The organism is Ruegeria sp. CF8, assembly GCF_056537285.1.
On the sequence record NZ_JBQFRG010000011.1, the window covers coordinates 1 to 17,561 of the forward strand.

The following is a 17,561-nucleotide window of genomic DNA, read 5'->3' on the forward strand; positions in this document are numbered from 1 at the left end:
TCGGCGTTGAGCTGATCGCACCGATCGCGATGGAGCAGGGCCTGCGCTTCGCGATCCGCGAAGGTGGCCGCACCGTCGGCGCCGGCGTCGTGTCGAAGATCATCGAGTAAGGCGCGCTTGTCGCGCCTGGTTGCGGCAGGCGATTTTCCTCAGGAAAATCTGCCGGGAGCAACTCGGTAAAGAACTAAAGAAGGCCGTCCCACAGGGGGGCGGCCTTTTTCGTTTCTAACATTTCAAGCGTATACAGCTTGTGCCAACCGGGCGAACACATGAGGCAGAGGCTATTCGTCGAAATGTCTTGCGGCTAATCCAACGGAAACTGCCCAGAATAGGTGACTTGTGCCAAACCTCAGGGCAAATCAGAAACAGCGCAATACACGCTATTTCGCGGAGCACTGTTAACCAGCAGCTCGAATGCCAGACCTTGCCACATTGTCGACGTTGGTACAGTGTTCTTCAGATTTGAACGCGCACTCTGCTAACAGGGTCGGAAACTGCGATGATTACACATCTCGAACATGTATTCCTGAATGTTTTCAATATCATTCTACCCGTTCTGATCTGTGCGGGCATAGGATACTGTCTGGCTCTGTTCAAAGTGCCCTTCGACAACAAAGTGATAAACGGGCTGATATCACGTGTCGGCTTTCCTACGCTTGTTATATCGCATCTTTCAACGGCGCAGATCGATGCAAACACCTTTCTGACGGTGATGGCCGCAGCAGCGACAATCGTCGCTGGCTTCGCCGCGTTGAGTTTTATTGCCCTCAGAGTGTTAGGATACTCTGTGCCCGTTTTCCTTGGCCCATTAATGTACGGAAACATCGGGGGCATAGGTTTGCCGGTCACGTTGCTGGCCTTTGGCGGAGAAGGGTTGGCCTATGCAATGGGCTTCGTCGTGGTCATTCTTCTTTGCATGTTTTCAATCGGCATCTGGATTCCATCCGGTACTATTTCGATAAAAAGGCTGATCACTTCTCCGGTAATTTACGCGGCGATCATCGCTTTGGGCGTTGTTTTCACCGGATTCAGCCTGCCACAACCAATAGAGTCGAGTTTCAATATCTTGGGTGGTTTAACGATACCGCTGCTCCTTTTGACGATGGGGCATACCTTGGCTTCTTTTCAGATAAGAGATGTGCGGCAAGCGGGTGTGTTGACCATTGTTCATTTAGGCATCGCAGTTGTCGTGGCCTTGTTTGCGACTTGGTTATTTGGCTTCACTGGTACTGAGCGCGGCGTCGTTATCCTGTGCTGCTTGATGCCTTCGTCCGTCGCGAACTATCTTTTCGCAGACCAGTACCAGCCCGACAGAGCACCTGACGTGGCGGGATTTATCCTCTTGTCAACCCTGACGACGCTGCTGGTTCTGCCATTGGCGTTGACATATTGGGTTTAATTCTGGGCGCGGGGGTCTAAGCGCACGGTGAGTGATCTGTTCAAAAGAGTTTGACCTAAAGGAAACTGTGTCGAAGGCACCTATGCGTTTCGGATTTCTGATCTGGTTTTGTGAGGCGTCCAGTTTGCACAGATACCCCCTTGCCAAATCCCACCAATCCCACTAATACGCGCGAGTTCTCAACAAGAACATCAAGGCGGGGTGATTCCCGCCTTTTGGGTTCGAAGAGGGTTGGCGATGCGCGTCTGTCCTCCTCTCAACCTCAACGCCTGATAAAAGGCTGTATCTATGCAAAGCCAAAACATCCGTATTCGGCTGAAGGCATTTGACTATCGCGTTCTGGATGCCAGCACGCAAGAGATCGTCAACACTGCCAAGCGGACCGGCGCGAACGTGCGCGGCCCGATCCCGCTGCCGAACAAGATTGAGAAGTTCACGGTTCTCCGTGGCCCTCACGTTGACAAGAAATCCCGCGACCAGTTCGAGATCCGCACGCACAAGCGTCTCTTGGACATCGTTGATCCGACCCCCCAGACCGTTGACGCGCTGATGAAGCTCGACCTCGCTGCTGGTGTGGACGTCGAGATCAAGCTGCAGTCGTAAGATCGGAGGGTATAGATTATGCGCTCTGGTATTATCGCAAAAAAAGTTGGCATGACCCGCCTGTTCATGGAAGACGGCAAGCAGATTCCTGTGACCGTTCTTCACCTGGACAACCTGCAGGTCGTTGCACAGCGCACCGCTGACAAAGACGGCTACACCGCCGTTCAGCTGGGCGCAGGTGCTGCCAAGGCAAAACGCACCTCGAAAGCCATGCGCGGTCACTATGCCGCTGCAAAGGTTGAGCCCAAGCGTAAGCTGGCCGAGTTCCGCGTCTCTGAAGATGGCCTGATTGATGTGGGCGCTGAGATTTCGGCAGAACACTTCCTGGAAGGTCAGAAGGTTGACGTTTCGGGTACTTCGATCGGTAAAGGCTTTGCCGGTGCGATGAAGCGCCACAACTTCGGTGGTCTGCGCGCCTCGCACGGTGTTTCGATCAGCCACCGTTCGCACGGTTCGACCGGTCAGTGTCAGGACCCGGGCAAGGTTTTCAAAGGCAAGAAGATGGCCGGTCACATGGGTGCTGCCCGTGTTACCACCCAGAACCTGGAAGTCGTCAAAACCGACGCCGACCGTGGTCTGGTCTTCATCAAAGGCGCCGTTCCCGGACCGAAATCGGGCTGGGTCACCGTCAAGGACGCCGTGAAGAAGAAAGCACCGGAAGGCCTGCCTTTCCCGGCTGCTGTGAAATCGGCTGCAACCGAAGCACCTGCGGAAGAAGCTCCCGCGGAAGGTGGTGAAGCATGAAACTTGATGTAATCAAACTGGACGGCGGCAAAGCCGGCGACATCGAGCTGAACGCCGATCTGTTCGGTCTCGAGCCGCGTGCGGACATCCTGCACCGTGTGGTCCGTTGGCAGCGCAACAACGCGCAGGCCGGCACCCACAAGGTCAAGACCCGCTCGGAAACCAGCTACTCGACCAAGAAGATCTATCGCCAGAAGGGCACCGGTGGCGCACGCCATGGTGACCGCAACGCTCCGATCTTCCGCAAGGGTGGTATCTACAAGGGCCCGACCCCTCGTTCGCACGGCCACGACCTGCCGAAGAAGTTCCGCAAGCTTGGCCTGCGCCACGCTCTGTCGGCCAAAGCCAAAGCAGGCGAACTGGTTGTGATCGAGAACGCCGAAGCCGAAGGCAAGACCGCCGCACTGGCAAAACAGGTTGCAAACCTGGGCTGGAAACGCGCTCTGGTCATCGACGGCGCGACCGTGAACGAAGGTTTCCTGAAGGCGTCGCGCAACATCGAAGGTCTGGATATCCTGCCGTCGATGGGTGCAAACGTTTATGACATCCTCAAGCGTGACACCCTGGTGCTCACCAAAGCGGCTGTCGAAGCACTGGAGGCTCGTCTGAAATGAGCGCGAAGGCAGAACACTACGACGTGATCCGCAAGCCGATCATCACCGAAAAGTCGACCATGGCGTCCGAAAACGGCGCGGTTGTCTTTGAAGTGGCGATCGACAGCAACAAGCCGCAGATCAAAGAGGCCGTTGAGGCGCTGTTTGGTGTGAAGGTCAAAGCGGTGAACACCACCGTGACCAAAGGCAAGGTCAAGCGGTTCCGCGGCCAACTGGGCCGTCGGAAAGACGTCAAAAAAGCATACGTGACCCTGGAAGAGGGTAACACCATCGACGTGTCCACCGGTCTTTGATCGGACTTGTCTTTGGAGAAGATAAAGGCCCCCGCGCAAGCGGGGGTTTTTTTGTGCGTTCCGCAGTATGAAATTCAATCACGTCGGAAACTTGGTGCTATTGGTTTGATCAGAATTGGCCTTGTTCCGCGTCGATGAACGCCTTCCAACCGTTGACCGCGCCAAAGCTGCGCATCCTGTCATGAAGCATAGGGCCGTAGATGGACCACATGCGCTTTCGCAGGTCTCGGCCCTTTTGGGTGATCTTCAGGACTTTCCCCCGCCTGTCACTGTCAAATTCAACAAATTCGACCAAACCTTCTGCAGCCAGCCGTTTGCTGAGATGGGACAGGTTTGACTGTTCGAAAATGGTGTCCTGTGCAAGTTCAAAGGGACGCAACTGTCCACCGTGGCGCTCGAGCGACCAGAGCAGATCATACCATTTCAACGGCGGTAGGCCCGCTTCCTTCAAGGCCGCGCTGATATCCGATTGGATTCGTCGGGTGGCTCGGTTCATAGCGACCCATATTTCGGTTTCAAAAGCTGTCGGCAGATCGTTTTTCACAACTTTGTGTACTCTCTCATTTCGATTGCAGTTTTGGTGGAATTTAATTAGATGAAAATTCATCTATAATCCAGTACCTACCGGGTGAAAGGAGATTAAAATGACTATAAAGTCTATGATTGCAACCGCGGCCTTCTTCGCTGCTGTAACTCCGGCGTTTGCGCAGACCTACAAAACCGACCAGGGACATACTGAAGTCCGGTTCGGTTGGAGCCATGCGGGCGTCTCGAACCAGCATGGCGAATTCACCAAAGTAGAAGGCGTTTTGGATTTGAATGCCGACGATATCGAAGCTTCTACACTTAACGTGACTATCGATACCTCCAGCTTGTCTTCTGGTTTTGGGCCGTTGGACGATCACCTGAAGTCCGCTGACTTTCTTGAGGTCGAAACCTATCCCGAGATCACATTCGTCAGCACAGAGATTAAGCGAACCGGTGATGCGACTGCGGACGTGACCGGTGACCTTACAATCCACGGCGTAACAAAGCCTGTGACTTTGCAAACCACGCTGACGCATCAGGGCGCGCACCCATTGGGTGGATCACTTGACTATTATAAGGGTGACTGGGTGGCATTCTCGGCCTCTGGTGAGATTGATCATACAGAGTTTGGCGTAGGTCCGTTTTCGACCGGTCCAATAACAATTATGATCGATACCGAGATGAAGGCTGACGGGTAAGAATGGTAAGTCAGCCCGTTGGCGCTACATCAAATGGCATGGCTGACTCTAAGAACACACCACAGCATGGAAATAAGCAGCAGTCGCTGTTAAGACGCTTGCTGCCTGGTTTCGCGACTTCGGCGGTTCGAACTGGCGAGGTCGATTTCGTCTCTGATCCGACAGCTGAACGTAACCGGGTGCTGGAAAAAATGCGAACGTTCAGTGGTGAGCCGTATTTCCAGATAGCCGATGAAAAGTTGGGGCTGTTGTCAGTATTCGATGATCTGAAATACGACCGGGCCGACGTAGACATGATCTCTCCGGCGATGCGAAAGCATGTTGTCGGCAAGCTTGGCCCGCTGGGGTTCCGTCAGACCTCCGGTACGGTGCTGGAACACGTAGAGGCGGACATGCGCGTACACATCCCCAAATTCCACGCCCTGGGTGCGTCGCCCTTCGACATCACGCGCTACACCGCCAAGCGCGCTCAGGATTATTGCCTGTTGACCCCGACGCAGGTGGCTTGCCAGTTCGTCGATCATTATTCGTTGGACGATGCCGTGCAACGGATCGAATTGCTTGTAAAGAAGCATCCGATCAACCTGCTCAAACTGGCAGATTATCTGGAAGGCAAACCCAAGCACCGCGCGTTTCGTGAGGTGCTGGGCCACATCAAGCGCGAGCAACGGATTGCAGTGGAGACTGAACCACTCTGCCGTAGGCGGTCATTGGGGTAGTGCGTACGAAGGCTAGGGATGGGAGGAACGCGTTGTGCGAGAGTCTATGTCTGGAAAGCGACGTAGAGTAGGATTTTAGCCCCATACAGCGGCACTGTGATCTTTAGACAGTACACTCGCCGTTAGTCGCCTTCCGGTCGCTGTATGAGCCAATGCACCAAACAAAAAAGGCGCCAAACGGCGCCTTTGTCACATGCTTCCGGCCGTCCGAAATTACGAACAGTAGACATGCTTGTGTGCGATATCCGCGATGTCACAGCGGCGGATGCCGATGTCATCGAGTTCGCGGTTGCTCAGACGTTGCAGCTCGGAAAACGTACGCTGGTACTCAGCAGCACGGGCACGCGCGGCTTTCACGCGCTCGATCATGTCCGCAATCCGGGCGGTGAAGTTCAAGCCAGAATGTGTAAGTGTAGCAGTGGTCATCTTCTTAATCCTTTCTCAAATCAAGGCGTATTCCTTGACGTTTCCTTCTTGTGTTCCTTGTTTGGACAAGGCTGAGATAAGGTCGAAGGTTATCGCTAACAACAGAGGTTTCGGTCTAGCCGCTATGCGTTTTCGGTATGACAAAGGTTGATCCTGACGCAACACGGACGGCGTAGGACATTCGGAAGGCTCTATGGGGGTTAAAAGCACTCAGAAACTGTTGTAAGGGCGTTTCCACTAAAGAACGCAGGCCGTGTGGCGGCACTAACGCCTTGTGAAAAAGTAAAAAACGCCCAAAAGCCTACTATTTCCTAATCTTCCCCTCGTATCTCTCTTTTTGCTCATTTACCAGAATCAGCTTGCCGTTGTTCACGACATAAAGATCAAACCGAGGTTTTTGGTATCCAATGCAACGCATCCCGTTGTCGTAAAATTTGTATGAGTTTGCTTTCCATGTTTGACCATTCCTCTTGTAGGAATAGGTTCCGTCGGCAAAATATGTTTCTGTGTCTTTGCCGGGGTAAACGACTTTTCGTCCCGCAAGGTTTTTTTGCAGCCAGGCTGCATTCACTTTCTGGTCGCCGTTCGAGAAATAGCTTTTCGAGAGTTTTGGAGCTTTGTTGGGGCAGGCTGCATGTGCGGTAACACCAATAGCCGTTGCGCAAAGCGCGGATAGGAACAGTCGCATCTTTTCTCACTCTTTAATCAAAATGGATCAAAACGATACGTCAGACGCAGTTAAACGCAAGAAAAAACGCCCCTGACCAAAGTCAGAGGCGTTTCTAGTTCTTCAAAGAGGCTACGTTTAGCCGCGCTCTTCGACGATCTCTACCAGATGCGGGATCTTACGGATCATACCGCGAACCGACGGAGTATCTTCCAGCTCACGGGTTTTGTGCATCTTGTTCAGGCCCAGGCCGATCAGGGTTGCGCGCTGTTCGGCGGGGCGGCGGATCGGGGAACCGATCTGCTTGACGACGATGGTTTTTGCCATGGGTCGCTCTCCTTACGCTTCGGCTTCAGCAGGCGCTTCGGCCGCAGGGGCTTCGTCCCGCTTGGGCAGGATGTCGGCAACTTTTTTACCACGACGTGCGGCAACCGAACGCGGGCTCTGCTCTTTCTGCAGGCCGTTGATGGTGGCGCGGATCATGTTGTAGGGGTTCTGCGAGCCCAGCGACTTGGACACAACGTCCTTGACGCCCAGCATTTCGAACACGGCACGCATCGGACCACCGGCGATGATACCAGTACCTTCAGGTGCGGTACGCATAACCACTTTACCGGCGCCGTGACGGCCCTCGATGTCGTGGTGCAGGGTACGACCTTCGCGCAGTTGCACGCGGATCATCTGACGCTTGGCTTGTTCAGTCGCCTTACGGATGGCCTCAGGTACTTCTTTCGCTTTACCTTTGCCAAAGCCGACGCGGCCTTTCTGATCGCCGACAACCACCAGAGCGGCGAAGCCAAAGCGCTTACCACCTTTTACGGTTTTAGACACGCGGTTGATTGCGACCAGACGATCTGCAAATTCCGGTGCTTCTTCACGGTCGCGGCCACGGCCCCGACGGTTTTCACGTTCTGCCATTTGGCATCCCTTTTCTCATGTGGCGCTTGTGACGCCGTTTGCTTCAATCCAAGTGAGCCCCGACTTTTGCCGAGGCCCCCGGATCATCGGGGCAGCCGCAAAGCTGCCCGCAAGTCTTAGATCTTCAGACCACCTTCACGCGCAGCGTCGGCGACAGCCTTCACTTTGCCGTGGAACAGGAAGCCACCACGATCGAAATAGGCCTCTTCGACGCCTGCCTTCTTGGCACGCTCGGCGATGGCCGCGCCCACTTTGGTGGCCGCTTCGACGTTGTTCTTGCCAACAACACCCAGATCTTTTTCCAGGGTCGAGGCCGAGGCCAGGGTCACGCCACGAACGTCGTCGATCAGCTGAACGCTGATGTTCTTGTTCGAACGGTGAACCGACAGGCGTACACGGCCGGCGTTGACTTTGCGAAGTTTGTTCCGAACGCGCAGGCGGCGCTTCAGAAACAGGGTTCTTTTGCTGTTTGCCATTGTTTGCGTCCTTACTTCTTCTTGCCTTCCTTGCGGAAGATGAACTCGCCCTTATAGCGGATGCCCTTGCCTTTGTACGGCTCGGGACGGCGCCACTCGCGGATTTTGGCCGCGGTTTCGCCCACCAGCTGCTGGTCGATACCTTCCACAACGATTTCGGTCTGCTTCGGTGCGGTGATGGTGACACCTTCCGGGGCAGTGAAATCAACATCGTGGCTGTAACCCAGGTTCAGCTTCAGGGTGTTGCCCTGCATCTGAGCCCGGTAACCAACACCCTGGATCTCCAGCTCTTTTTTGAAGCCCTGGGTCACACCGGTTACCAGGTTGGCAACCATGGTGCGGCTCATGCCCCACTGCTGGCGGGCACGCTTGGACATGCCACGGGGGTCGATCTTGACCACGTTGTCTTCAACCGACAGCGTCACGTCGTCGGTGGCGGTGAAGCTGCGGGTGCCTTTCGGACCTTTGACTTCGATGGTCTGGCCGGACACAGAGGCGGTAACGCCGCTGGGCAGCTCGACCGGTTTTTTACCAATACGAGACATTGCAGACCTCCTTAGAAGACGGTGCAGAGCACTTCGCCGCCAACATTGTTGGAGCGAGCGTTTGCGTCCGACATCACACCTTTCGGAGTGCTGACAATCGACACGCCCAGACCCTGACGGACCTGCGGGATGTCATTGACGCCCATGTATACGCGACGACCGGGCTTCGAGACCCGCTTCAGTTCGCGAATAACAGGGGTGCCTTCGTAGTATTTCAGGCTGATTTCGATGGCCGGATGACCGTTTTCACCGGTCGTCTTTTCATAGCCACGGATGTAGCCTTCGTCCGCCAGCACGTCCAGAACCCAACCGCGCAGCTTGGAAGCCGGGGTGGAAACGGTGGACTTGCCGCGCATTTGCGCGTTGCGGATACGGGTGAGCATATCGCCGATAGGATCATTCATATCTATGTCTCCCTTACCAGCTCGATTTCACCATGCCGGGGATCTGACCAGCAGAACCCAGCTCGCGCAGCGCGATACGGCTGACCTTCAGCTTACGGTAGTAAGCGTGGGGACGACCGGTCAGCTGACAACGGTTGTGCAGACGGGTAGCCGAGCTGTTGCGCGGCAGTTTCGCCAGTTTCAGACGCGCTTTGAAACGCTCTTCCATCGGGCGGCTCTCGTCATTCGCGATTTCTTTCAGCTCGGCACGCTTTGCGGCATATTTGGCCACCAGGCGTTCGCGCTTCTTCTCGCGTTCGATCATTGCTTTTTTAGCCATGTCTCAATCCTCCCGGCGCTTACGCGTTGAACGGCATGTTGAATGCTTTCAACAGGCTCTTCGCTTCAGCGTCGGTTTTCGCTGTGGTGGCAATTACGATATCCAGGCCCCAGACCTCGTCGACCTTGTCGAAGTCGATTTCCGGGAACACGATGTGCTCTTTCATGCCCATGGCAAAGTTGCCACGACCATCGAAAGACGGCTTAACACCGCGGAAGTCACGAACGCGCGGCAGCGCGATGGTGATCAGACGATCCAGAAATTCGTACATCCGGTCACCGCGCAGGGTCACTTTCGCGCCCAGCGGCATGTCTTCACGGACGCGGAAACCCGCGATCGACTTCTTCGCCTTGGTTGCAACGGCCTGTTGACCAGCAATTGCAGTCAGATCTTCGACAGCAGCTTTTGCTTTCTTCGAGTCTTTGACCGCCTCAGCACCACAACCGATGTTCAGAACGATTTTTTCCAGCTTGGGCAGCTGCATGTCGTTCTTGTAGCCGAACTCTTCTTTCAGCGCGGCACGAATGGTTTCAGCGTACTGTGCTTTCAGACGCGGGGTGTAGGTTGCGTTATCAAGCATCGATCACGTCCCCTGTGGTCTTGGCGAAGCGAACCTTCTTGTCGCCTTCCATGCGGAAGCCAACGCGGGTTGCTTTGCCGTTCTTGTCCAGCAGCGCCAGGTTCGACAGCTCGATCGGGTTTGCCTGAGGCAGGCGACCACCTTGCGAGGTTTGCGACTGACGGGTGTGGCGGATGGCGATGTTGATGCCATCGACAACAGCTTTACCGGCCTTCGGGTCAACCGAGGAAATGGTTCCCTCTTTGCCTTTGTCTTTACCGGCCAGCACGACGACCTTGTCGCCTTTACGGAGTTTAGCAGCCATGATTACAGCACCTCCGGAGCCAGCGAGATGATTTTCATGAAGTTCTTGCCGCGCAGTTCGCGAACAACGGGGCCAAAGATACGGGTACCGACGGGCTCGTTGTTGTTGTTCAGGATGACGGCGGCGTTGCGATCAAAACGGATCGCGGTGCCGTCTTCGCGACGGACTTCTTTGGCGGTGCGTACGACGACGGCCTTACGAACGTCACCTTTCTTTACGCGGCCGCGCGGGATGGCTTCCTTCACCGAGACGACAATGATGTCGCCGACGGAGGCGTATTTACGCTTGGAACCACCCAGGACCTTGATGCACTGAACTCGGCGTGCGCCGGAGTTGTCAGCGACATCCAGATTGGTCTGCATCTGGATCATGTGGTTTCTCCCGACCTGTGGGGGCTGGTCTAATTAGATCCCCCAGGGTTTCGACAAATGAAAAATCCCGGAAGCTTACGCTTCCAGAACTTCCCAACGTTTCGTCTTCGATTTCGGCGCGCATTCGATGATGCGTACGGTGTCGCCGACCTTGAAGGCGTTCTTTTCGTCGTGAGCCCGGTATTTCTTGGACTTACGAACGGTTTTCTGCAGCAGAGGGTGCTTGAAACGGCGTTCAACCGAAACAGTCACGGTCTGCTCATTGGCGTCGCTGGTTACGATTCCGGACAGGATACGCTTGGGCATAGGATTACTCCTCCGATGCCGCGGCAGCGGCCTTTTCGTTCAGAATGGTTTTGACGCGGGCAGCATTGCGGCGGGCCGCTTTGATACCAGCTGTATTTTCCAGCTGACCGGTTGCCTGTTGAAAGCGCAGGTTAAAGCTTTCTTTCTTCAGGTTGGCCAGTTCCTCGCGGAGCTGGTCCGGGGTCTTGTCACGCAGTTCTTGGGCGTTCATCGCCTTTTTCCTTTGCTCAAAACACCAGAAGGCCCCCTTGCAGGGTCACCTTGGACCTGGTGGATGAATGATAGACATGCGAATCCCCCGACTCGGCCGGGGGACTTGCAGGATGCCGCCGTATAAGGGTTTAGGGGGTGGGTGGCAAGAGGAAGTTTAGAGGCAACAAATACGAAGATGTCTGGTGAATGGCACACGTTTTGTCGGCCATAATGATTCAACAAAGTTATCGGGTTTAAACGTCTAGGTGCCAGCTTTGACCCTAGAGTTGACGGTGAATGTTTCAATTCGTAGCATCATTACAGTCATTAATGTTGTTTTGTATGAGTGTTAGGGTGTCTGGTTATGTACTTTGTTGAAATTAGAAAACGTGTTTTGCGCGGTTCTCTACTTACCCTGGTTGTCGCAGTTTCCGCCTGTGGCGTCCCGACAGCCCAATTGTCTCAACAAGATGTAGCTCAATTGTCCAACAGCGACTTGTGTGGACGATATGCATTCTCCAAGAAAATTAACGAGGCTGTTCCGTTGCTTGAGGCGGAACGTCGAAAGCGCGGGCTTTCATGTAGCAGCCAGCTTGCGTCAACCGTCGGAGACTGTTCGACAATGCGCATCGTATCGTACGGTCCTGTTGAGGCTGCCCGCGGTCAGGGGATTCTCTACACTGTGCGAAACTCGTCGTCAGAACCGCGCAGGTTCCGCATCAATCATGCGGGCGTTACGTCATCAGAGTTCACGATTAGATCTAACTCGACCCAAGACTTCGGGGTCGGGAACAGCACACTTACGTCATTAATCGGAGCTTCTTCGTCCGGCGGTGGCCGGCCCAGTTTGTCGGGTTGTCAGACTTTGTAAGTTTGCCTTTGGGCTGCGTGTTTTTGAGGATTAGGGCTGATCGGCAACGAAGTCGTGTCAGGCAACGAGCGATTTAGTTGACCTTAAATTTTTGGTGATGAAATGAAAAAACTGAAATTTGCACTCTTAGTTGGCATCGCGTGGGCCATGGCGAACGGCGCTTCGGCTGCCCCGGACGGAAAGTGGACACTGACTATTAATTCCAATCGCCCTTGGCAGATGGATATCGCCGTCGCCAATAACACACCGCAGGTTCTTGCCGCCCATGGCATTACACCTGAGGGTGTTAAGGTGCGAAAGGTAACAGATGATCGGCTTCAGTTCGACGCAATCTTTTCAAAACAGGGAAGCTGTTCTTCCGGAAGCGTTATGAAGTTCGATCTCAAATTCAAAAACGGGACCTACAGGTCTGGATCGGTAAACGGAAACTGCATCGGTTTTCCCAAATTTCGGGCTCGTGTCAGCGCAAAATAGTAATGGGCGTGGTGCAGCTTGATCGCTGTTTCGCGGACCGAGGCTCACTCCCATTTGTAGTTAAAACTGACCGAGATCCGCTCGTCCTCGGCTATGTTCATCGGCACCTCATGGCGCAGCCAGCTTTCCCATAACAGGACGTCGCCTACATTCGGCTTGATATAGATGAACGGCTGCAAATCCCGTCGCCCGCCTTTCAGCCGTGTCGGCGCGGCCATCATGCGGCCTGAGCGGGGGTCTTCCAGCTTCAGCGCGCTCGCCCCGTCGGGCATCGCCACATAGGTTGTGCCCGAGATTACACTGTGCGGATGCAGGTGGCTGGAGTGCATTCCGCCTTCGGGCAGGATGTTGATCCACAGATCCTCCAGCTTCAGTTCTCCTTCGCCAAGATCGAACTCCAGATCTTTGGCGAAGGCCGCCACGTGTTGATCCAGCACTTTCACCAGATCGGCAAAGATCGGGAACCGCCAGGGCAGGTCGGTCAGCGAGGCATAGCTTGTATAGCCAGGATAGCCGTTCTCTTCGCACCAATCCTGCCCGGCCTCGTCATCTTCGGCAATGACAAGGCAGGAGTTTTCCAACTCCTCCGCATCGATCTTAGGACCAAACTCGGACAAAGCTGCGCGATAGAGACGGGTAACGAAGAGTGATTCAATCTGTGCCATGCGCCATCTCTTAGACCAGTGATGCGGGGAAGGCGATGGCGGAATTGCGAGGCTCTGCCTCGCGCTCCGAGATATTTTTAGCCAGATGAAGAGCGGATCCATTTTTCATCTGGCCAAAAATACCTCGGGGGAGGCGCGGCTTGCCGCGGCGGGGGCAGCGCCCCCAACATAAAACCCCCGCCGGTGTTCCGACGGGGGTCAATCTTTTTGCGAACTGGGCCTTAGCCCCAATCGCTTACCAGTCTTCGCGAACCACGACGCGGGTCTTGATCGGCAGCTTCATCGCGGCCAGGCGCAGGGCCTCGCGGGCGATGTCGTCATTGACGCCGTCGATCTCGAACATCACGCGACCGGGCTTGACCTTGCAAACCCAGCGGTCCACCGAACCCTTACCTTTACCCATACGAACTTCGATCGGCTTTGCAGTGACCGGAGTGTCGGGGAAGATACGGATCCAGACACGACCCTGACGTTTCATGTGACGGGTCATGGCACGACGTGCAGCTTCGATCTGACGCGCAGTGACGCGTTCAGGCTGCAGAGCTTTCAGACCGTAAGTGCCAAAGTTCAGATCAGAGCCGCCTTTGGCTTCACCCTTGATCCGGCCTTTGTGCATCTTGCGGAATTTTGTACGCTTTGGTTGAAGCATCTCAATTCCCCCTTAGCGACGGCCGCCTGCACCGCGAGGTGCCGGACCATCCTGGAGTTCCTGTGCTTTACGGTCACGTGCCTGCGGATCGTGCTCCATGATCTCACCTTTGAAGATCCAGACCTTGATCCCGATGATCCCATAGGGGGTCATCGCTTCGGCATGTGCGTAATCGATGTCGGCACGCAGGGTGTGCAGAGGCACGCGGCCTTCGCGGTACCACTCGGTCCGTGCGATTTCGGCACCACCCAGACGACCAGCGACGTTCACCCGGATACCCAGGGCGCCCATGCGCATGGCGTTCTGAACAGCACGCTTCATCGCGCGGCGGAACGAGACACGGCGTTCCAGCTGCTGAGCGATCGACTCGGCAACCAGTTGACCGTCGAGTTCCGGCTTGCGCACTTCGACGATGTTCAGGTGCAGTTCGCTGTCGGTCATCTTGGCCAGCTTCTTGCGCAGAACTTCGATGTCCGCACCTTTCTTGCCGATGATGACACCCGGACGTGCGGTGTGGATCGTGACGCGGCACTTCTTGTGCGGACGTTCGATGATCACACGTGCAACACCGGCCTGCTTGCACTCTTTGTTGATGAACTCACGGATCTTGATGTCTTCCAGCAGAAGATCACCGTAGTCCTTGGTATCAGCGTACCAGCGGCTGTCCCAGGTGCGGTTGACCTGAAGGCGCATGCCGATCGGATTGACTTTATGTCCCATTAGGCTTGCTCCTCAACTTGACGCACCTTGATGGTGATCTCCGAGAACGGCTTCATGATCTTGCCGAAACGGCCACGGGCACGCGGGCGACCGCGCTTCATGACCAGGTTCTTGCCAACCCAGGCTTCGGCGACGATCAGCTCGTCAACGTCTAGGTTGTGGTTGTTTTCGGCATTCGCGATTGCGGACTGCAGGCACTTCTTGACGTCCTGCGCGACACGCTTGTTGCTGAAAGTCAGGTCGGTCAGAGCCTTCTCAACTTTCTTGCCGCGGATCATTTGCGCAACCAGGTTCAGTTTCTGCGGGCTGGTGCGAAGCATGCGCGTTTTCGCCATTGCTTCGTTTTCAGCCACGCGGCGGGGGTTCTTTTCCTTGCCCATGACTTACTTCCGCTTCGCTTTTTTGTCTGCGGCGTGGCCATAATAGGTGCGGGTCGGCGAGTATTCACCGAACTTCTGACCAATCATGTCTTCCGAGACGTTGACGGGAATGTGCTTCTGACCGTTGTACACACCAAAAGTCAGACCCACGAACTGGGGCAGAATGGTGGAACGACGCGACCAGATTTTGATGACTTCGTTGCGGCCCGACTCGCGCGCTGCTTCGGCTTTTTTCAGCACGTAAGCATCGACGAAAGGACCCTTCCAAACAGAGCGAGACATAGATTAACGTCCCTTCTTCTTGGCGTGCCGCGAGCGGATGATCAGCTTCTGGGACGCTTTGTTCTTGTTGCGGGTACGCTTACCCTTGGTGTCCTTACCCCACGGCGTAACCGGCGTACGGCCACCCGAGGTACGACCTTCACCACCACCGTGCGGGTGATCGATCGGGTTCATTGCAACACCACGAACCGACGGACGAACGCCCTTGTGGCGCATACGACCGGCTTTACCGAGGTTTTGGTTCGAGTTGTCGGGGTTGGACACGGCACCGACGGTGGCCATGCATTCCTGACGGACCATGCGCAGCTCGCCCGAGCTCAGACGGATCTGAGCGTAGCCGCCATCGCGACCAACGAACTGGGCGTAAGTACCGGCCGCACGTGCGATCTGACCGCCTTTGCCAGGCTTCATCTCGATGTTGTGGACGATGGTACCAATGGGCATGCCCGAGAACGGCATTGCGTTGCCCGGCTTGATGTCGGCCTTGGCGGATGCCACGACTTTGTCACCAACAGCCAGACGCTGCGGAGCCAGGATATATGCCTGCTCGCCGTCTTCGTATTTTACCAGTGCGATGAATGCGGTCCGGTTCGGGTCATATTCGATCCGCTCGACGGTTGCCGCGACATCAAATTTATTCCGTTTGAAGTCAACGATCCGGTAGAGACGCTTTGCGCCACCGCCGCGGCGGCGTGAAGTGATCCGTCCGGTGTTGTTCCGGCCGCCCGATTTGGTCAAACCCTCAGTGAGAGACTTGACCGGACGTCCTTTCCAAAGCTCCGAACGGTCGATCAGCACCAGCCCGCGCTGGCCCGGCGTCGTCGGCTTGTACGACTTGAGTGCCATGCTTTCTGTCTTCCGTTTAGCAAGTGCAGGGGTTTTCCCTGCTATGTGATAGGCCCCCGTAGGTGCCAAGGGTATAGGGCCCCGAAGGTCCCCGGTTACAAATATCAGAGGCCCCGGAACGAATCCGAGGCCGCAAGATTGGGAGCGTGTAACAGGGTTGGGGGTGGGTGTCTATAGGTGAATAGCCAAGTTTAAGAAACCATCAATTTGTGATAGAACTCACTAAATTACCGAGAGGGAATTCTATGACGGATAAAGAGCCAGAAGACCGCAGACCCTCTCAACCTACGACAACCTCTGGGATCAGCCAACTTGAATATGACTTACGGCGATACGAAGCGCGAATGAGTTTTTGGAAGATTGCCGTTGGCACCGCCCTCGTCGGATTGGCATCCGTATTGGTGCCAGGAGCTATCCAGTTCTGGGATCTTCAGTTCAAAAACGCTCGGCAGGCAGTCGAATTAGACATATCCAAATCAGAGGCGCGACGTGACGAAATTACTACCTTCATAGAATATGCCTTAAATGAGGACATTGAATTGAGGCTTCGCATGGCCGAGTATTTCTCGGTTGTAACAGAAGGCAATTCAACAGACACCGACTCCGATAGAGCGCGATGGACTAAATACCATAGTGACCTTGGAAAATTTAGAGAAGACACCAAAACTAAGATCCTAGACCGGGAAAGAAGGCGCGCAAGATTGGAGCGTACTCCAGTAGACAAATTGAAAGACGAGGAAGCAATAGAGCTGGTAGTGCTGGATCTTGAGTTAAAGTGGCTTTACGGCGAACTCGGGCGAGCAGCACGTGGTAGATCTGTTATTGCCACCGCGAATGAAACAATCTCCGCCGCCGACGACAGCAGTTGCCCCATCGGTGAGGATTATTTCGCTCGTGACAACAAGCTACAGAACTTACACCCAGCGATCAGGGACAAAGTTGCCTCACTGATCGCTGCCTTAAACGATGAGGGAATTCCATTTCAGCTATTTGAAGGATTTAGATCACCCTTCCGTCAAAGCAGACTGTACGCAACGGGTCGTACAAAACCAGGTAACAAAATCACTTGGATTGCACCTTGGCAGAGCGCTCACCAATATGGCTTAGCAGCAGATCTTGTCTTGAGAACTGATGACGGAGAATGGAGCTGGGATACTACAGGTGAAAAACGATCGTGGTGGGATCGCATGCATGAACTGGCAAAGGAGCAGGGACTGACACCTATCTACAACAGCAAGGGACAGCTGATTGAAATTCCTCATATTCAACTAAAAGATATTAGGAATTCTGACTTGCTGGACGGAAATCTTCCGGCGGGTGGAGACGCTGATTGGGCTAGAAATCTTTTCAGAAATGCCCAAACATGGCGAGATTGCGGGCTTTTTCCAAACTTGACGAATGAGACATTTGCGCAATTGGCGCAGGCTTTGCGTGTCGCCGACAAGAATTGATAGCGCCAACCCAGAAGCAAAGCAGCGCTTTCACGGATTCTTCATCTCGCTCAAAAACCGGGCCCAACCAGAGACCAAGTAGCACGTCGGTGGAGTTTTCACTTCTTCAGGGCACAC

The 17,561-nt window shown here is 54.9% G+C and carries 30 protein-coding genes; 10 read left to right on the top strand and 20 right to left on the bottom strand.

Annotated features, from left to right (window positions below):
- From ACR0EV_RS20135 to ACR0EV_RS20160, 6 genes are all read left to right on the top strand, one after another.
- A partial coding sequence (locus ACR0EV_RS20135; protein ID WP_480801233.1) for an EF-Tu C-terminal domain-related protein occupies positions 1-110 on the top strand: 110 nt, incomplete at its 5' end.
- Between the two features lie 389 nt (positions 111-499).
- Positions 500-1,399, top strand: coding sequence for an AEC family transporter (locus tag ACR0EV_RS20140; protein WP_480801747.1), 900 nt, complete (start codon positions 500-502; stop codon positions 1,397-1,399).
- Positions 1,400-1,687: 288 nt separating this feature from the next.
- Positions 1,688-2,002, top strand: coding sequence for a 30S ribosomal protein S10 (gene rpsJ / locus ACR0EV_RS20145; RefSeq protein ID WP_008756422.1), 315 nt, complete (start codon positions 1,688-1,690; stop codon positions 2,000-2,002).
- A gap of 18 nt (positions 2,003-2,020) precedes the next feature.
- A complete protein-coding gene (gene rplC, locus ACR0EV_RS20150; RefSeq protein WP_170334115.1) occupies positions 2,021-2,746 on the top strand; it encodes a 50S ribosomal protein L3 in 726 nt (241 codons plus the stop codon).
- A complete protein-coding gene (gene rplD, locus ACR0EV_RS20155; RefSeq protein WP_155148664.1) occupies positions 2,743-3,360 on the top strand; it encodes a 50S ribosomal protein L4 in 618 nt (205 codons plus the stop codon). The genes rplC and rplD overlap by 4 nt, the downstream gene beginning before the upstream one ends.
- The gene (locus ACR0EV_RS20160; protein WP_008757532.1) at positions 3,357-3,653 is read left to right on the top strand and encodes a 50S ribosomal protein L23; all 297 of its coding nucleotides are present in this window, start codon (positions 3,357-3,359) and stop codon (positions 3,651-3,653) included. The genes rplD and ACR0EV_RS20160 overlap by 4 nt, the downstream gene beginning before the upstream one ends.
- A 109-nt stretch (positions 3,654-3,762) precedes the next feature.
- Here ACR0EV_RS20160 and ACR0EV_RS20165 read toward each other — a convergent pair whose 3' ends face one another.
- Positions 3,763-4,149 carry a MarR family winged helix-turn-helix transcriptional regulator gene (locus ACR0EV_RS20165; protein WP_480801748.1) on the bottom strand — a complete coding sequence of 129 codons (387 nt, stop codon included), beginning with the start codon at positions 4,147-4,149 and terminating at the stop codon, positions 3,763-3,765.
- A 148-nt stretch (positions 4,150-4,297) separates the two neighbouring features.
- On the opposite strand from ACR0EV_RS20165, the gene ACR0EV_RS20170 reads away from it, so the two are divergent.
- Together ACR0EV_RS20170 and ACR0EV_RS20175 are read left to right on the top strand one after the other, a co-directional pair.
- A complete protein-coding gene (locus ACR0EV_RS20170; RefSeq protein WP_480801749.1) occupies positions 4,298-4,879 on the top strand; it encodes a YceI family protein in 582 nt (193 codons plus the stop codon).
- 38 nt (positions 4,880-4,917) lie between these two features.
- Positions 4,918-5,598, top strand: a complete 681-nt coding sequence (locus ACR0EV_RS20175; RefSeq protein ID WP_480801750.1) for a hypothetical protein — start codon at positions 4,918-4,920, stop codon at positions 5,596-5,598.
- Between the two features lie 213 nt (positions 5,599-5,811).
- Here the strand turns inward: ACR0EV_RS20175 and ACR0EV_RS20180 are convergent, their stop codons facing one another.
- The 13 genes from ACR0EV_RS20180 to rpmC form a co-directional block, all read right to left on the bottom strand.
- The gene (locus tag ACR0EV_RS20180) at positions 5,812-6,024 is read right to left on the bottom strand and encodes a DUF1127 domain-containing protein (RefSeq protein WP_480801751.1); all 213 of its coding nucleotides are present in this window, start codon (positions 6,022-6,024) and stop codon (positions 5,812-5,814) included.
- A 304-nt stretch (positions 6,025-6,328) separates the two neighbouring features.
- Positions 6,329-6,712 (bottom strand): hypothetical protein, encoded by a 384-nt coding sequence (locus ACR0EV_RS20185; RefSeq protein ID WP_480801752.1) that lies wholly within the window; start codon positions 6,710-6,712, stop codon positions 6,329-6,331.
- Positions 6,713-6,829: 117 nt separating this feature from the next.
- Positions 6,830-7,018, bottom strand: a complete 189-nt coding sequence (gene rpmD / locus ACR0EV_RS20190) for a 50S ribosomal protein L30 (RefSeq protein WP_050605831.1) — start codon at positions 7,016-7,018, stop codon at positions 6,830-6,832.
- Between the two features lie 12 nt (positions 7,019-7,030).
- Complete coding sequence (gene rpsE / locus ACR0EV_RS20195) at positions 7,031-7,609, bottom strand: 30S ribosomal protein S5 (RefSeq protein ID WP_039523389.1); 579 nt, start codon at positions 7,607-7,609, stop codon at positions 7,031-7,033.
- Between the two features lie 116 nt (positions 7,610-7,725).
- Positions 7,726-8,085 (bottom strand): 50S ribosomal protein L18, encoded by a 360-nt coding sequence (rplR, locus tag ACR0EV_RS20200; protein ID WP_039523386.1) that lies wholly within the window; start codon positions 8,083-8,085, stop codon positions 7,726-7,728.
- An 11-nt stretch (positions 8,086-8,096) separates the two neighbouring features.
- Complete coding sequence (rplF, locus tag ACR0EV_RS20205; RefSeq protein ID WP_155148689.1) at positions 8,097-8,630, bottom strand: 50S ribosomal protein L6; 534 nt, start codon at positions 8,628-8,630, stop codon at positions 8,097-8,099.
- A gap of 11 nt (positions 8,631-8,641) precedes the next feature.
- Positions 8,642-9,034 (bottom strand): 30S ribosomal protein S8, encoded by a 393-nt coding sequence (rpsH, locus tag ACR0EV_RS20210; protein ID WP_068340741.1) that lies wholly within the window; start codon positions 9,032-9,034, stop codon positions 8,642-8,644.
- 13 nt (positions 9,035-9,047) lie between these two features.
- A complete protein-coding gene (rpsN, locus tag ACR0EV_RS20215) occupies positions 9,048-9,353 on the bottom strand; it encodes a 30S ribosomal protein S14 (RefSeq protein WP_068340744.1) in 306 nt (101 codons plus the stop codon).
- A 19-nt stretch (positions 9,354-9,372) separates the two neighbouring features.
- Positions 9,373-9,933: a 50S ribosomal protein L5 gene (gene rplE / locus ACR0EV_RS20220; protein WP_480801753.1), complete on the bottom strand. Its 561-nt coding sequence runs from the start codon at positions 9,931-9,933 to the stop codon at positions 9,373-9,375.
- Positions 9,926-10,237, bottom strand: coding sequence for a 50S ribosomal protein L24 (gene rplX, locus ACR0EV_RS20225; protein WP_171092002.1), 312 nt, complete (start codon positions 10,235-10,237; stop codon positions 9,926-9,928). The genes rplE and rplX overlap by 8 nt, the downstream gene beginning before the upstream one ends.
- 2 nt (positions 10,238-10,239) lie before the next feature.
- A complete protein-coding gene (gene rplN / locus ACR0EV_RS20230) occupies positions 10,240-10,608 on the bottom strand; it encodes a 50S ribosomal protein L14 (protein WP_008757934.1) in 369 nt (122 codons plus the stop codon).
- Positions 10,609-10,683: 75 nt separating this feature from the next.
- Entirely contained in the window at positions 10,684-10,914 is a 231-nt protein-coding gene (gene rpsQ / locus ACR0EV_RS20235) for a 30S ribosomal protein S17 (protein WP_171092001.1), read from the bottom strand.
- A 4-nt stretch (positions 10,915-10,918) separates the two neighbouring features.
- Positions 10,919-11,125 carry a 50S ribosomal protein L29 gene (gene rpmC / locus ACR0EV_RS20240; RefSeq protein WP_010437082.1) on the bottom strand — a complete coding sequence of 69 codons (207 nt, stop codon included), beginning with the start codon at positions 11,123-11,125 and terminating at the stop codon, positions 10,919-10,921.
- A gap of 954 nt (positions 11,126-12,079) precedes the next feature.
- Between rpmC and ACR0EV_RS20245 the strand changes: the two genes are divergently transcribed.
- Positions 12,080-12,451 (top strand): hypothetical protein, encoded by a 372-nt coding sequence (locus tag ACR0EV_RS20245; RefSeq protein WP_480801754.1) that lies wholly within the window; start codon positions 12,080-12,082, stop codon positions 12,449-12,451.
- Positions 12,452-12,495: 44 nt separating this feature from the next.
- Here the strand turns inward: ACR0EV_RS20245 and ACR0EV_RS20250 are convergent, their stop codons facing one another.
- The 6 genes from ACR0EV_RS20250 to rplB all read right to left on the bottom strand — a co-directional run bounded on the left by ACR0EV_RS20250 (position 12,496) and on the right by rplB (position 15,993).
- Positions 12,496-13,116 (bottom strand): 2OG-Fe(II) oxygenase family protein, encoded by a 621-nt coding sequence (locus ACR0EV_RS20250; RefSeq protein WP_480801755.1) that lies wholly within the window; start codon positions 13,114-13,116, stop codon positions 12,496-12,498.
- Positions 13,117-13,351: 235 nt separating this feature from the next.
- The gene (gene rplP / locus ACR0EV_RS20255; RefSeq protein WP_117872242.1) at positions 13,352-13,765 is read right to left on the bottom strand and encodes a 50S ribosomal protein L16; all 414 of its coding nucleotides are present in this window, start codon (positions 13,763-13,765) and stop codon (positions 13,352-13,354) included.
- Positions 13,766-13,777: 12 nt separating this feature from the next.
- Positions 13,778-14,485, bottom strand: a complete 708-nt coding sequence (gene rpsC / locus ACR0EV_RS20260) for a 30S ribosomal protein S3 (RefSeq protein ID WP_171091997.1) — start codon at positions 14,483-14,485, stop codon at positions 13,778-13,780.
- A complete protein-coding gene (rplV, locus tag ACR0EV_RS20265) occupies positions 14,485-14,865 on the bottom strand; it encodes a 50S ribosomal protein L22 (protein WP_039538267.1) in 381 nt (126 codons plus the stop codon). Before rplV ends, rpsC begins: the two co-directional genes overlap by 1 nt.
- Positions 14,866-14,868: 3 nt before the next feature.
- Positions 14,869-15,147, bottom strand: coding sequence for a 30S ribosomal protein S19 (gene rpsS / locus ACR0EV_RS20270; protein WP_005980699.1), 279 nt, complete (start codon positions 15,145-15,147; stop codon positions 14,869-14,871).
- A gap of 3 nt (positions 15,148-15,150) precedes the next feature.
- On the bottom strand, positions 15,151-15,993 hold the full coding sequence (rplB, locus tag ACR0EV_RS20275; protein WP_008757664.1) for a 50S ribosomal protein L2: 843 nt from the start codon (positions 15,991-15,993) through the stop codon (positions 15,151-15,153).
- 245 nt (positions 15,994-16,238) lie between these two features.
- Between rplB and ACR0EV_RS20280 the strand changes: the two genes are divergently transcribed.
- Positions 16,239-17,444, top strand: a complete 1,206-nt coding sequence (locus ACR0EV_RS20280; RefSeq protein ID WP_480801756.1) for a M15 family metallopeptidase — start codon at positions 16,239-16,241, stop codon at positions 17,442-17,444.
- The last annotated feature ends 117 nt before the right edge of the window (positions 17,445-17,561 follow it).